The organism is Actinokineospora auranticolor (assembly GCF_002934265.1).
GTDB classification, from domain to species: Bacteria; Actinomycetota; Actinomycetes; order Mycobacteriales; family Pseudonocardiaceae; genus Actinokineospora; species Actinokineospora auranticolor.
The window spans coordinates 55,717-68,614 of sequence record NZ_PTIX01000019.1; the positions used below are offsets into that span (position 1 = coordinate 55,717).

12 protein-coding genes and 3 tRNA genes are annotated in these 12,898 nt (G+C 70.1%); 10 read left to right on the top strand and 5 right to left on the bottom strand.

The features are described from left to right. The first annotated feature begins 56 nt into the window (after positions 1–56). Complete coding sequence (locus tag CLV40_RS27350; RefSeq protein ID WP_026425160.1) at positions 57–260, top strand: cold-shock protein; 204 nt, start codon at positions 57–59, stop codon at positions 258–260. Positions 261–382: 122 nt separating this feature from the next. Here the strand turns inward: CLV40_RS27350 and CLV40_RS27355 are convergent, their stop codons facing one another. The 3 genes from CLV40_RS27355 to CLV40_RS27365 form a co-directional block, all read right to left on the bottom strand. Next, positions 383–724, bottom strand: coding sequence for a hypothetical protein (locus CLV40_RS27355; protein ID WP_104481945.1), 342 nt, complete (start codon positions 722–724; stop codon positions 383–385). Between the two features lie 297 nt (positions 725–1,021). After that, the gene (locus CLV40_RS27360; protein ID WP_181043768.1) at positions 1,022–1,231 is read right to left on the bottom strand and encodes a heavy-metal-associated domain-containing protein; all 210 of its coding nucleotides are present in this window, start codon (positions 1,229–1,231) and stop codon (positions 1,022–1,024) included. 121 nt (positions 1,232–1,352) lie between these two features. Next, positions 1,353–1,649: a metal-sensitive transcriptional regulator gene (locus CLV40_RS27365; RefSeq protein WP_104481874.1), complete on the bottom strand. Its 297-nt coding sequence runs from the start codon at positions 1,647–1,649 to the stop codon at positions 1,353–1,355. 237 nt (positions 1,650–1,886) lie between these two features. Here CLV40_RS27365 and CLV40_RS27370 point away from each other — a divergent pair, with 237 nt between their 5' ends. The 4 genes from CLV40_RS27370 to CLV40_RS27385 all read left to right on the top strand — a co-directional run bounded on the left by CLV40_RS27370 (position 1,887) and on the right by CLV40_RS27385 (position 3,146). Then, entirely contained in the window at positions 1,887–2,132 is a 246-nt protein-coding gene (locus tag CLV40_RS27370; protein ID WP_104481875.1) for a hypothetical protein, read from the top strand. Between the two features lie 518 nt (positions 2,133–2,650). Next, positions 2,651–2,723, top strand: a tRNA-Glu gene (locus CLV40_RS27375). A gap of 49 nt (positions 2,724–2,772) precedes the next feature. Then, positions 2,773–2,846, top strand: a tRNA-Asp gene (locus CLV40_RS27380). Positions 2,847–3,072: 226 nt separating this feature from the next. Continuing rightward, positions 3,073–3,146, top strand: a tRNA-Phe gene (locus CLV40_RS27385). 188 nt (positions 3,147–3,334) lie between these two features. Here CLV40_RS27385 and CLV40_RS40430 read toward each other — a convergent pair. After that, positions 3,335–4,360: a hypothetical protein gene (locus CLV40_RS40430; protein ID WP_104481876.1), complete on the bottom strand. Its 1,026-nt coding sequence runs from the start codon at positions 4,358–4,360 to the stop codon at positions 3,335–3,337. Beyond that, positions 4,330–4,518: a hypothetical protein gene (locus CLV40_RS27395; RefSeq protein WP_104481877.1), complete on the bottom strand. Its 189-nt coding sequence runs from the start codon at positions 4,516–4,518 to the stop codon at positions 4,330–4,332. The genes CLV40_RS40430 and CLV40_RS27395 overlap by 31 nt, the downstream gene beginning before the upstream one ends. 1,492 nt (positions 4,519–6,010) lie before the next feature. Here CLV40_RS27395 and CLV40_RS27400 point away from each other — a divergent pair. The 5 genes from CLV40_RS27400 to CLV40_RS27420 all read left to right on the top strand — a co-directional run bounded on the left by CLV40_RS27400 (position 6,011) and on the right by CLV40_RS27420 (position 12,896). Continuing rightward, entirely contained in the window at positions 6,011–7,471 is a 1,461-nt protein-coding gene (locus CLV40_RS27400; protein ID WP_104481878.1) for a sugar transferase, read from the top strand. Between the two features lie 97 nt (positions 7,472–7,568). Beyond that, a complete protein-coding gene (locus tag CLV40_RS27405; protein WP_104481879.1) occupies positions 7,569–8,657 on the top strand; it encodes a Gfo/Idh/MocA family protein in 1,089 nt (362 codons plus the stop codon). Then, the gene (locus CLV40_RS27410) at positions 8,654–9,664 is read left to right on the top strand and encodes an NAD-dependent epimerase/dehydratase family protein (protein ID WP_104481880.1); all 1,011 of its coding nucleotides are present in this window, start codon (positions 8,654–8,656) and stop codon (positions 9,662–9,664) included. The genes CLV40_RS27405 and CLV40_RS27410 overlap by 4 nt, the downstream gene beginning before the upstream one ends. Further along, complete coding sequence (locus tag CLV40_RS27415; RefSeq protein WP_245931600.1) at positions 9,664–10,791, top strand: DegT/DnrJ/EryC1/StrS family aminotransferase; 1,128 nt, start codon at positions 9,664–9,666, stop codon at positions 10,789–10,791. The genes CLV40_RS27410 and CLV40_RS27415 overlap by 1 nt, the downstream gene beginning before the upstream one ends. Further along, on the top strand, positions 10,788–12,896 hold the full coding sequence (locus tag CLV40_RS27420; protein WP_104481881.1) for a glycosyltransferase: 2,109 nt from the start codon (positions 10,788–10,790) through the stop codon (positions 12,894–12,896). Before CLV40_RS27415 ends, CLV40_RS27420 begins: the two co-directional genes overlap by 4 nt. Positions 12,897–12,898: the final 2 nt, after the last annotated feature.

The following is a 12,898-nucleotide window of genomic DNA, read 5'->3' on the forward strand; positions in this document are numbered from 1 at the left end:
GGGGCGGCCCGGGGTTGCACGGTGCAACCCCATGCTCCTGCGATGGAGGCAGGTTTATGGCACAGGGCACTGTCAAGTGGTTCAACTCCGAGAAGGGCTTCGGCTTTATCGCGCAGGACAACGGCGGCGCCGATGTCTTCGTGCACTACTCGGAGATTCAGAGCAAGGGCTTCCGCACCCTTGAGGAGAACCAGCGGGTCGAGTTCGAGGTCGGGCAGGGCACCAAGGGCCCGCAGGCGACGAACGTCGTCCCGCTGTAAAAGCCGTACAACGCCAGTGAGCCCCGGCCACGCCTGGCCGGGGCTCACTGGTGCGGATGTGGTGGGCTGCGGGCGCCGGGAAAGCCGCGCGGGAACGCGACGGCGCTTTCGGCGTCGGTGGGTCAGGAACGCTGCAACTGCTGGGCTTCCCATTCCAGCCGCTGCATGATCCATTCCTGGGCCAGGGCCATCGGGGAGGTCTGGCGGTACGCGGCCAGTTCGCGCAGCTGCTCGGTGGCCGCGAGGGACAGCCGGAGCTGGAAGACCTCGGCGCTGCCGAAGCGGCGGCCGGGAGCGGTGGTCTCGTTGTCGACGTCCGGGGCCAGGGCGGCCAGGTAGGACACGAGCTCGTCGTCGGGCACGGCTTCCTCGGCCTGCTCGCGACCGACGGTGCGGTGGCGCCCCGTGTTGGTGCCGACCGCCTTCAGGTCGGTGCGGCTGCGTCCAAAAGAGGGAAAAGGCACCGGGACACGATAACGGTTCGGCCACGCCGTCGCGACCGATGTGATCGCGCTCATAGCAACCTGATCGCCCGCACCGCGCCGACCTGCGGAAATGGAGAGGCCCCCGCGCCAGGGGGAGGAACGCGGGGGCCGGAGGGGATCTCCACAGGCGCTGACCGGGGGTGTGTCAGCCCGTCGATTGTTGCACGCGCACGCGTCTCGCGGGAGAGCCTGCGGCGGAAAACTTGTCGGTAATGTTCACCTGATGTTCGTCTTGCCCTGTGGCCTTCCCACCGCTATGAGCAGCGCGAACGCCGCTCAGCCCGCCAGCACGTAGCCCGCCTCCGTGACGGCGGCGGCCACGTCCGCGCGGTCCAGGCTGTCCGAACTGGTCACGGTGACCGCGCCGGAGGCCAGGTCGACCGCGACGTCGGAGACGCCGGTGATGCCGGAGAGCTCCTCGGTCACCGAGGCGGCGCAGTGGCCGCAGGTCATGCCCGAGATGGTGTAGACGGTCTGCAGGGACACGGGTCTTCCTCTCGTGGGGTGCTCGCCTCGTCCTGGGTGGGGACTTGACGTAGTGCTGTTGTCTACCGGGTGCCGTTCTCCCGGGCGCTGCTGCCAACCGGTTCACCGGTTGCCACGGCCACTACGACTTGACCAGTCGCGCGATCGCCTCGGCCGCCTCGCGGACCTTCGCCGCGGCCGCCTCGTCGCTGGTGCGCGCGGCGTCGACCACGCAGTGCGCCATGTGCTCCTCCAGCAGCTCCAGGGCGAAGGCCTGCAGGGCCTTGGTCGCCGCGGAGACCTGCGTGAGCACGTCGATGCAGTACGAGTCCTCGTCGACCATCCGCTGCAGCCCGCGCACCTGGCCCTCCACGCGGCGTAATCTGCGCTGGTGGGCGTCCTTCTTGGCGCTGTACGCGGGTCCCGGGGTGTGCGACATACCGGCGATGATACCCCTACGGGGTAAGAGTTCGGCGTGCGGACGGTGTCGATCACCCGCGCGGCCGTCCGAACGGGTGAGCGCATGATCGGTGAACTCCTGGCAATCCCGACTCCCGGATCGGAAAACCGATCACGCACGGCTACTGAGCGTGGGGTGCGTTTCACTCTGCGGGGGGCTGTGTGCGCGGGGACTTGTCTCATAGCCTCACGCCAAACAAAAGCCGGGGAGGCAGCCATGAGCGGTTCACTCGAGGTGCGCAGTTTCCTTCTCCAGCAAGACAGTCTTGGGGGGTCCGGCCCGTTCTCGACCGGCGTGCCCGCACCCCGGTCCGGGGAAAGCTCCCGGGTCTCCGACGAGCAGGTCCGCCGCGCCCGCCTTGCGGTCGCGATGGGCGCGCAGTCCGCTGAGGACTGTCGCGAACTGCTCGAGATGCTCGGTCTGATCGATGGTGAGGACGGGATTCCCGCTGTCCGGAGGTGATCGGGGCACGACCATCCGATGTTGACCGAACCGGTCGCGCCGGGTGATCCACCGCCAGGTCCCGCCGCCGGACGCAATCCTGCGCGCAGACTTCGAAGATCATTTCCACCGGCCTGGGGGCAGGGCGGGACAATCGAAGGCGAACGGATTCCCAGCAGACCGGGAAAACAACCGAAAATGGGAAGCGCTGCGATCCCCGCCCGGTGCCGCGGGAAGGGATCGCAGCGCTTTTTCGCGGCCGGGTAATCACCCCCGAAAAGCGGCCCGCGGCAGCCGCGGACGGGCCCGCCCCGGCACCCGTCGGGCCCGCCGGGGGACCGGCCGGGCCGAGATCGACACCCGACGGCCGCGGCGGACGGCGTTTTCGCAGGTGGGGACCCATGTGGGTAACCCGTTTTGGAAGACCCAGGGGGTGTGCCCTAAGCTATCGTTGCTCCCAGGGAAGCGGACGGGCCCCAGCGGTCCCAAGCGGAACCGGGAAGCGCGGTCGATCGGTTCGCCCGGAATTGGTTGGTCGGGCTCCCATCGTCTAGCGGCCTAGGACTCCGCCCTTTCAAGGCGGCAGCGCGGGTTCGAATCCCGTTGGGAGCACGGAAGTACCATGTAGTACGGTTGGACCGGCAAGACGAGCAGTACGCAAGGCCCTGTGGCGCAGTTGGTTAGCGCGTCGCCCTGTCACGGCGAAGGTCGCGGGTTCGAGTCCCGTCAGGGTCGCGAGTTTCCTGGGTGTCCCATGTCTGCGGAGAGCGCAGACATGGGAAACTCTCGGAAGCTTCTGGGGGGCGAACCCCCAGACCCCCACGGTGCGAGCTTCACCGGAACCAGCGTGGATACGCTGGTAGGTGACCAGCACGGATGGGGGTTTTGTGTAGGTGGGGGCGGATGGTTCCCCGGACTGTGGTGTGTAAGTTGTAAGTGCGATGTTGGTTGTGTGTGACTTGGCCAGGTAGCTCAGTTGGTACGAGCGACCGCCTGAAAAGCGGTAGGTCGGCGGTTCGACCCCGCCCCTGGCCACGTGCTCGGGCGACCCGTGCCTGCGGAAAGTGCAGGCCGGGTCGCCCGTTTTCGTTTCTGGGGGGCGACCCCCCAGACCCCCACGGTGCGGCTGGTGGCCGAACCAGCGTGGCTGGGGTGCTCCCGTGTTCCTCTTGCGTGTTCCTCTTGCCTTGTTCTTCCTCTTCTTGCCCTGGGTGCGGGGTGGGTTACTTGCGGGGGCAGTAGATGAGTTCGGGGGGGGGGGGGGGGGGGGGGGGGGGGCAGGTCCAGGTGGTGGTGAGTTTGGTTTGGGCGTCTTGGGGGAGGGCGCTGGGGGTGAACCAGGAGGGTTGCCAGACGAGGTAGTGGATGTTGGGGTCGTCCAGGCAAGCCAGGGCTTCGCGGTAGCTCTCCAGGGTGGCGGCTTTGGGGAGGTAGGTGCTGCGCTGGAGGAAGACCGGGGAGGGGTAGGTGCAGGTGGTGGGGTTGTTCAGGAGGTAGTCCAGGTCGCCGAAGGCCAGGTACATGACTTGGGTGTCCGGGCCGATGAGGGTGTGGGCTTCGGCCATGTTCGCTAGCCGGGTTTGGGTTGTGGTTACTCGCTCGGTGTTGGTGTAGGCGGAATGGACGTTGCTGTAGGAGTAGGGGCTTTGCGGCCAGGTGGGGACTGCCAGGGCGGCAGTGGCGGCTACCGAGGCGACGACGGTGGCGGTGGGTGGGCGGAGGCTGGTGCGGCGTAGGCCGGTGCGGGCTACTGCGGTCAGGGCGGTGGCGGCCAAGACCAGTAGGGCTGCGACCAGGAAGACCTCTTTGGCGTGGGCCAGGCGCCAGGGGAGGGGTGGGGCGACCGCTAGTGGGGTCGCGATGCCGAGGATGGCTGTGGTGGTCACCAGGGTCCAGGGGAGTCGGCCGTAGTGGGCGTGCCATCTGGTGACGGCTAGGGACCAAGTGGTCGCGGCGAGGATGGCCAGGGCGACGATGTGGTACTGGAACCACTGGGCTTGGGCGGCCAGGCCTGCGAGGAGAGTGGCCACGGCCAAGAGGGGGAAGGCGATCCAGGCCGTGGCGCTGCGGCGGGTGGGGGCGGTTTTGGCCAGGGCTACCAGGGCTATGGGTAGGGCGGCGATGATCGGGCCGAGTAGGGCCTCGTTGGCGGTGGTCAGGGCCAGGGCGCGCAGCTCGTCGGTGCCGAAGTGGCCGGTGGTGATCGGGTTGGGTGGGTTCAGGTAGGGGAGTTCGAACAGCAGCGCCATTCGCGGGGTTCGATCAGTACCGAGAGACCGAACAGTCCGGCTCCGATGGGGATCGCCGCGGCCAGGGTCCACCAGGCTCGGCGCCAGGAGAGGGCGGCGATGGCGGCGAAGGTGACGATCGCGGTGGGGGCGGTCGCGAACTTCACCAGGACGACCAAGGCCAGGAATGTGCCGCCTACCAGGGCGGCTGGGAGTGTTCGGCGGAATGACAGCGCGCCTGCGACGGCGCCGACGGCGGCCAGGGCGGCTGTCCACTCCGGTTGTAGGAAGCCCCAGTTGGGTGCGAGGGCCAGGGCTACGCAGGCTGCCGCGGCTACGGCGTTTGGCCTGGGTGCGTGGGAGGTGTGCGCGTAGCGCTTTGGCCAGCCACCAGCAGAGGGCCGCGGTGATGAGCAGGACGATGGCGCGTATCGCGCCCTCGTGTAGCCGGAGGCCTTCGGGGGACGCGGTGTCCAGGCCTGACATCAGCAGGCGGTAGGCCAAGGGGCGGTGGATGAAGGTTTCCGCGGCCGACAGGCCGCCTGCGCCTGCCACCCCGCAGGCCGCCCAGTACGTAGCGGACGTCGTGGTTGAGGCCGGTCCACGCCACGGTCAGCCCTACCGGTACGGCGACGACCAGTGCGACCACCCAGGTGGCCCACCGGCCACTCTTCTGTGGCGGCTCTTCCGGCGAATCGGTCACTGCTAGCACGCGCGAATGGTGGCATGACCTGTTCGTGGGACACCTATACAGACAACAAAGTGGCTTTGCGTACCACTGTGGTCACGGTTGGCGGCGTGTGGAGCGAGCTGGTTCGAGGTTCACCGGTGACCTCGCCTACACGGGGTCGTTGGGGTGGGGACGAGGGTGTTGCGCCGTCCGGCCCCGGCGACTGGTCCGGTGGCGCGCATCCGCCACCTCTCTCGGCCGTCCAGAGGAGGCTCCGCCCGGCGGCACGGGCGTTGGTAGAGGTGGTCGAAGTTGATGTGTGAGGCGAGACACAGATAGGTGATGCATATACATGCCGTGATATGGAACGCCCGCCCCGGCTCGCGGGTCATACCACCCTGCGTGATCTATGCCCGGAGATGCATATCAGGTGAAGTTCCGCTGGTCGGACGCCATAAATTGGGTATTGGTGGATATCTTCCGCCGCTCCCGGCGCAATCCCGATGGCTCCGTACGGGGGCAGGCGAGCGCCGCCTGATGTGACAGTCTGGTGGGCTCACCGGCGCTGTGATCTAGCCCGCGCTCACTGAATACGGTGACTAGCCGGCCTTAAGTTATACGCTCTGTCACCTGGCCCGCCCGTCGAGCCGGACCGTCCACAGTGTGCGCCGCACCAGGTGTCACCAGCGCGGTCGGCCTTGGGTTGGTCACGTCTGTGCATCATCGAGAGTTACCCAGTGTGTACTCGGTTGCCTTCACACCGTCGTGGTCTCCGAGTGGGTTACATAGGAACTAACCCTCCGTGTAACGAGCCCGGGTAACCAAGCGAATGAGCTATCGCAGCCAGGGTCCGACCGCCGCAGCTCGGGAGTTGGCTCAGCACCACTTTTGTCCACGGCGAGGGCACTCGGGGACGGCCCGTGACCGTGCATGCCCAATCCACCCGAACCGGGGGATACACGATGCGTGACCAAGTTGGCCTGCCGCGCCGGAGAACGACCATGTGGCCCGCGCCCGCAGGTGTCCGTCGCCTGCCCGCGGGTGAGCCGTCGTTCCCGCCGGTCGCGGGGTGGGAGCCGCGCTACCGCACCGGGGTGCTGCTCTCGGACCTGATCTCCGTGCTGTTCGGCGTCCTGGTCGTCGGCGGTTTCGTCGCGAACCGGGTGGACCCGTCCAGCCCGCTCGTCACCCCGACCGGCATCGTCACCTTCGGCGTGCTGGTCGCCTCCCTGATGGTTTTCCGGGTGTGGAATCTCGCAGTGCTCGGTCAGGGCGCCGAGGAGTTCCGCCGGTTAGGCCGCGCGTTCGTGGCGGCGGCGGTGGTGCTGGCGCTGGGCGGGCTGCTGTTCGACATCACCCGCATCCGCCCCTGGGTGTTCGTGGTCGTGCCCGCGACCGCGCTGCTGGTCTTCCCGATGCGCTACGTGCTGCGCCAGCTGCTGCACCGCGCTCGCCGCGAGGGCCGCTGCCTGCTGCCGGTGATGGCCGCGGGCAACCTGGACACCGTCCGCGACCTCATCACCCGCACCCGCGGCGCCGCGCACCTGGGCTGGCGCGTGGACGCGGTGTGCACCACCGACGGCCTCGGCGAGGGCGTCACCGAGATCGACGGCATCCCGGTGGTCGGGCAGCTGCGCGACCTGGCCACCCACGCCCGCCGCGGCGGGTACCGGATCGTCGCGGTCACCCCGGACGCCTACTGGACGCCCAAGCGCCTGCAGCAGCTGGCGTGGAAGCTCGAGGGCTCCGGTGCCGAGATGGTCGTCGCGCCGGTGCTGATGGAGGTGGCCGGGCCCCGGCTGCACGTCGACGCCGTGCTCGGCATGCCGCTGCTGCGGGTCTCCGCGCCCTCGTTCACCGGTGTGCGCCGCGTGGTCAAGGACGTCTTCGACAAGGTCGGCGCCGCCATCCTGCTGACCCTGCTGGCCCCGGTCATGATCGCGGTCTCGATCGCCATCGCGGTCGACAACCGCGGACCGGTGTTCTACAAGCAGCGCCGCGTGGGCAAGGACGGCCGCGAGTTCACCATCGTCAAGTTCCGCACGATGGTGGTCGACGCGCACAAGATGGTCAACCAGCTCGCCGAGCAGAACGAGGGCCACGGCCTGCTGTTCAAGATGCGCAAGGACCCGCGCGTCACCCGGGTGGGTGCGATTCTGCGCCGCTACTCGATCGATGAGCTGCCGCAGCTGTTCAACGTGATCGCGGGCCCGATGTCGCTGGTCGGCCCCCGGCCGCCGCTGCCCGAGGAGAGCGCCCGCTACGCCCCGGACGTGCGCCGCCGCCTGCTGGTCAAGCCCGGCCTCACCGGCCTGTGGCAGGTCAGCGGCCGCAGCGACCTCCCGTGGGAGGAAGCGGTCCGGCTCGACCTGCGCTACGTCGAGGACTGGTCGCTCGCGCTCGACGCGGTCATCCTGTGGAAGACGTTCCGCGCGGTGTTCACCGGTCAGGGCGCGTACTAGGCGCGTTCTGCTTCTGGGGGGAAGCAATCGAAACCCCCGGATCGGCGCAGGGGCCGGCCCGGGCGGGAACCACAGGCAACACATAAGGGGATTCAGCGTGGGAACGATCGGGCTAGCCGTCATCGGCGCGGGGTACTGGGGGCCGAACCTGGTGCGCAACGCGCAGGCCACGCCGGGGCTGCGGCTGCGGTACCTGTGCGACCTCGACGCCGACCGGGCCCGCCGGGTGCTCGGCGAGTACTCCACCGTCGCGGTCTCGGACTCGCTCGACGAGGTGCTGGCCGACCCGTCGGTCGACGCGGTGGCCATCGCCACCCCGGCGGCCACCCACCTGCCGGTCGCCATGGCCGCGCTGGAGGCGGGCAAGCACGTGCTGGTGGAGAAGCCCCTCGCCGCGACCTACGCCGAGGGCCGCCAGCTCGTCGAGGCCGCCGACCGGCGCGGCCTGACCCTGATGCTCGACCACACCTACTGCTACACCGCGGCCGTGCAGCACCTGCGCGACCTGGTCCGCGGCGGCGGCATCGGCTCAGTGCAGTACCTGGACTCGGTGCGGATCAACCTCGGCCTTGTCCAGCCCGACGTGGACGTGCTCTGGGACCTGGCCCCGCACGACCTGTCGATCTTCCTGTCGATCCTGCCGGAGGGCGTGCAGCCGATCGCGGTCGCCGCGCACGGCTCGGACCCGATCGGCGCGGGGCGCGCGTGCGTCGCCCATCTGACCATCGAGCTGACCGGCGGGGCCATGGCCCACGTGCACGTCAACTGGCTGTCCCCGACCAAGGTCCGCACGATGATCATCGGTGGCTCCGCGCGCACCGTGGTCTTCGACGACCTGAACCCGGCCCAGCGCGTCGCCATCTACGACCGCGGCGTGGACCGCAAGGAGGCGGGGGAGGTCGGCGCCGGTGAGCGCGCCCAGACCCTGATCTCCTACCGGACCGGCGACATGGTCGCCCCCGCGCTGCCGGAGAAGGAGGCGCTGCGCTCGGTCATGGCCGAGTTCCACGCCTCGATCACCGAGAGCCGCCCGCCGCTGACCGACGGCCGCTCCGGCCTGCAGGTGCTGTCCATCCTGGAGGCCGCGTCCGCGAGCCTGGCCCAGGGCGGCGCCTTCCTACCCATCCTCGGCGGCGAGTTCGCCGCCTCGAACACCGACAGCAGCACCGAGGGAGCCAACGCATGAGCGCGCAGCCGATCGAGGGCCAGCGCATCCTGGTCACCGGCGGTGCCGGGACCATCGGGTCCTCCGTCGTGGACCAGCTGATCGCCGCGGGCGCCGCCGAGGTGACCGTGCTGGACAACCTGGTCCGCGGCCGCCGGGAGAACCTGGCCGACGCGGTCGCCGCCGGTGGCGACCGGGTGCGCCTGGTCGAGGGCGACATCAACGACCGCGCGCTGGTGCACGACCTGACCAAGGGCCGGGACCTGGTGTTCCACCTGGCCGCCATCCGCATCACGCAGTGCGCCGAGGAGCCCCGGCTGGCGCTGGAGAGCCTGGTCGACGGCACCTTCACCGTCATCGAGGCGGCGGCGGAGCACGGCGTCAAGAAGGTCATCGCGTCCTCGTCGGCGTCGGTGTACGGCCTGGCCGAGTCGTTCCCGACGACCGAGCGGCACCACCCGTACAACAACGACACCTTCTACGGCGCCGCGAAGGCGTTCAACGAGGGCATGCTGCGCAGCTTCAAGGCCATGTACGACCTGGACTACGTCGCGCTGCGCTACTTCAACGTCTACGGTCCGCGTATGGACGTGCACGGCCTCTACACCGAGGTCCTCATCCGCTGGATGGAGCGCATCGTCGAGGGCAAGCCGCCGCTGATCTTCGGCGACGGCGCGCAGACGATGGACTTCGTGCACGTGCACGACATCGCCCGGGCCAACCTGCTGGCCGCCAAGGCGGACGTCACCGACACCGTCTACAACATCGCCAGCTCCAGCGAGACCAGCCTGCTCGGCCTGGCCAAGGCGCTGCTCGGCGCGATGGACTCCGACCTCGGCGTCGAGCACGGCCCCGAGCGCAAGGTCAACGGTGTCACCCGTCGCCTGGCCGACATCACCGCCGTCGAGCGCGACCTGGGCTGGAAGCCGGAGATCGGTCTGCACGACGGTCTGCGCGGCCTGGTCGACTGGTGGCGCGCTGAGAAAGAAATCGCCGCGAAGGCCGGCGCCGGGGAGGGCGCGCTCTGATGGCGATCCCCGTCATGAAGCCGCTGCTCGGCGAGGAGGAAGCCCTCGCCGCGGCGGAGGCCGTGCGCTCCGGCTGGGTGGCGCAGGGTCCCCGGGTGGCGAAGTTCGAGCAGGAGTTCGCCGCGCGCGTCGGCGCCGAGCACGGCATCGCCGTGTCCAGCTGCACCACCGCGCTGCACCTGTGCCTGCACCTGCTGGGTGTCCAGGCCGGTGACGAGGTCGTCGTGCCGTCGCTGTCGTTCATCGCGACCGCCAACGCCGTGCGCTACTGCGGCGGCACCCCGGTGTTCGCCGACGTCGACCCGCTGACCGGCAACCTCACCGCCGAGACCGTCGCCGCGGCCATCACCCCGGCCACCAAGGCCGTGCTGGTCGTGCACCAGGGCGGTGTGCCCGCGGACGTCAAGTCGATCGTCGCCGCGGCCGGGGACATCCCGGTCGTGGAGGACGCCGCCTGCGCCGCCGGGTCCACCTTGGACGGCAAGCCGGTCGGCAGCGGCGCGCTGCTGGCCGCCTGGTCGTTCCACCCGCGCAAGCTGCTCACCACCGGTGAGGGCGGCATGGTGACCACCGACAACGCCGAGTGGGCCACCCGCCTGCGCAGGCTCCGCGAGCACGGCATGAGCATGTCGGCCGCGGACCGGCACGCGGCGGGCGGCGCGGTCGTCGAGTCCTATGTGGAGACCGCGTTCAACTACCGGCTGACCGACATCCAGGCCGCCGTCGGCCTGGTGCAGCTCGGCCGCCTCGACGGCATCGTCGAGCAGCGCCGGGCGCTCGCCGCGCGGTACCACGAGCTGCTGGCCCCGCTGGGCCTGCGCGCGGTCACCGACCCGGCGCACGGCACCACGAACTACCAGTCGTTCTGGGTCGCGCTGCCCGAGGACGCGCCACCGCTGCTGGACGTGCTGTCGAGCCTGGCCGCGGCCGGTGTCTCGGCCCGCCGGGGCATCATGGCCGCGCACCTGGAGCCCGCGTACGACGGCCACCCGCACCCGGCGCTGCCCGGCACCGAGGAGCTGGCCAGGCGCTCGCTCATCCTGCCGCTGCACCACGAGCTGACCGACGCCGACCAGAAGCACGTGGTCGGCGCCCTCGCCGAGGCGCTGGGGTTGGTGGCCAAGTGACCACCGGGGTCGGGGGACAGCGGTACCAGCGTCCGGTCGCCATCGTGATCGTGACCTACAACAGCGCCGACGTGATCGGCGACTGCCTGCGCGCCCTGCCCGCCGCCCTCGAGGGCGCGGGCGAGGCGCGCGTGATCGTGGTCGACAACGCGTCGACCGACGACACCGCGGGCGCGGTGGCGGCGGCCGACACCGAGGCCAAGGTCGTGCACCGACCCGGCAACGACGGTTTCGCCGCGGGCGTCAACACCGGCTTCGCGCACGCCGACGGCTGCGACGTGCTGGTGCTCAACGCCGACATCCGGTTGGCCCCCGGCGCCGTCGCGGCGCTGCGCGCGGCCGTGCGGCCCGGGGTCGGCATCGTGGCGCCGAAGCTGACCGAGCCGGACGGCCGGGTGCAGCACTCGCTGCGCCGCACCCCCAGCGTGCTGCGCACCCTGGGCGAGGCCGTGCTCGGCGGCAGGCGCGCGGGCCGCTTCGGCGCGCTCGGCGAGACCGTCACCAGCCCCGGCGCCTACGAGCGCCCGGGCCGGGTGGACTGGGCGACCGGCGCGGCCTGGCTGGTCACCCGCGAGTGCATCGACGAGATCGGCCCGATCGAAGAGCGCTACCTGCTGTACTCGGAGGAGACCGAGTTCATGCTGCGGGCGGGCGCGCGCGGGTACGCGACCGTCTACGAGCCCTCCGCGCAGGCCGTCCACCTGGGTGGCGAGTCCGGCACGTCGCCGCGGCTGTGGTCCCTTGTGGTCACCAACAAGGTCCGGCTGCACCGCGAGCGGCACGGCAAGGTCGCCGCCGCCGCCATGTGGGGCGCGGTGCTGGTCAACAGCGCGCCCCGCGCGCTGCGCGGCGCCGAGACGCACAAGGCCGCGGTCAAGGCGCTGCTGTCGTACCGCCGCTGGCCCGCTCCGCTGGACTCCAAGTCCGGTGTGGACAAGAAGGCCAAGGACGCCCCGCCGTACGTGTGCTTCTCCGCGCAGGACTGGTGGTACCACAACCAGGCGCACTCGGACTTCCAGCTGATGACCCGGGTCGCCGAGCACCGCAAGGTGCTGCTGGTCAACAGCATCGGGCTGCGCATGCCCACGCCGGGCAAGAGCACCCAGTTCCTGCGCCGCATCCTGCGCAAGGCGGGTAGCGTCGCCAAGCTGGTGCGCCGCCCGCTGCCGGACGTGCCCGGCTACTACGTGATGACCCCGCTGCCGCTGCCCTTCTACGGCAGCGAGCGGGTGCGCGCGCTGGGCGCCAAGCTGGTCCGCGCGCAGGTTCGGGCCGTGTGCGCGGTGCTGCGGATGCCCAACCCGATCGTGGTCGCCACCATCCCCACCGCGTGGGACGTGGTGCAGGGCATGCCGCACCGCAAGCTGGTGTTCAACCGGTCCGACCGGCACTCGGCGTTCCCCGAGGCCGACCAGACCACCATCGCCGCGCTCGAGGACAAGCTGCTCGGCGGCAGCGACCACGTCCTCTACGTCAGCCGCCAGCTGCAGGGCGAGGAGTCCGGGCTCACCCAGGACCGGGCGCACTTCCTCGACCACGGGGTCGACCTGCGGCACTTCCAGCGCCGCGACCGGCTGCCCGCGGACATCGCGAGCATCCCCGGCCCGCGCATCGGGTTCTTCGGCAGCCTCGACGACTACCTGGTCGACTTCGACCTGCTGGAGCGGCTGGCGCAGGAGTTCCCCGAGGCCTCGCTGGTGCTCATCGGCGACGCGACGCTGTCCATGGAGCGCTTCGCGAAGTACCCGAACGTGCACTGGCTGGACTTCCGCCCGTACGCCGAGATCCCGGCCTACGGCACCGGCTTCGACGTGGCGATCATGCCGTGGCTGGACAACGACTGGATCAAGCACGCCAACCCGATCAAGATGAAGGAGTACCTGGCCCTCGGCCTCGCCGTGGTCAGCACCGACTTCCCCGAGGTGCACCAGTACCCCGAGCTCATCCGGATCGCGCGCGGCCACGACGCGTTCGTCGAGGCGGTGCGGGCGACCATCGAGGACGGCGGTCTCTCCACTGTGGAGGGACGGCGGCAGGCGGTGCTGCCCGCGTCCTGGGACTCTCGGGCCCGGCAGTTGATGGACCTGGCCGAAGGGCAGCGGTAGCC

Bases quoted from the DNA above. Each gene is read 5' to 3' on its own strand.
- CLV40_RS27350 (WP_026425160.1), top strand. From the start codon at position 57: ATGGCACAGGGCACTGTCAAGTGGTTCAACTCCGAGAAGGGCTTCGGC.
- CLV40_RS27365 (WP_104481874.1), bottom strand. From the start codon at position 1,649: ATGTCGCACACCCCGGGACCCGCGTACAGCGCCAAGAAGGACGCCCAC.
- CLV40_RS27370 (WP_104481875.1), top strand. From the start codon at position 1,887: ATGAGCGGTTCACTCGAGGTGCGCAGTTTCCTTCTCCAGCAAGACAGT.
- CLV40_RS40430 (WP_104481876.1), bottom strand. From the start codon at position 4,360: ATGGCGCTGCTGTTCGAACTCCCCTACCTGAACCCACCCAACCCGATC.
- CLV40_RS27400 (WP_104481878.1), top strand. From the start codon at position 6,011: ATGTGGCCCGCGCCCGCAGGTGTCCGTCGCCTGCCCGCGGGTGAGCCG.
- CLV40_RS27410 (WP_104481880.1), top strand. From the start codon at position 8,654: ATGAGCGCGCAGCCGATCGAGGGCCAGCGCATCCTGGTCACCGGCGGT.
- CLV40_RS27415 (WP_245931600.1), top strand. From the start codon at position 9,664: ATGGCGATCCCCGTCATGAAGCCGCTGCTCGGCGAGGAGGAAGCCCTC.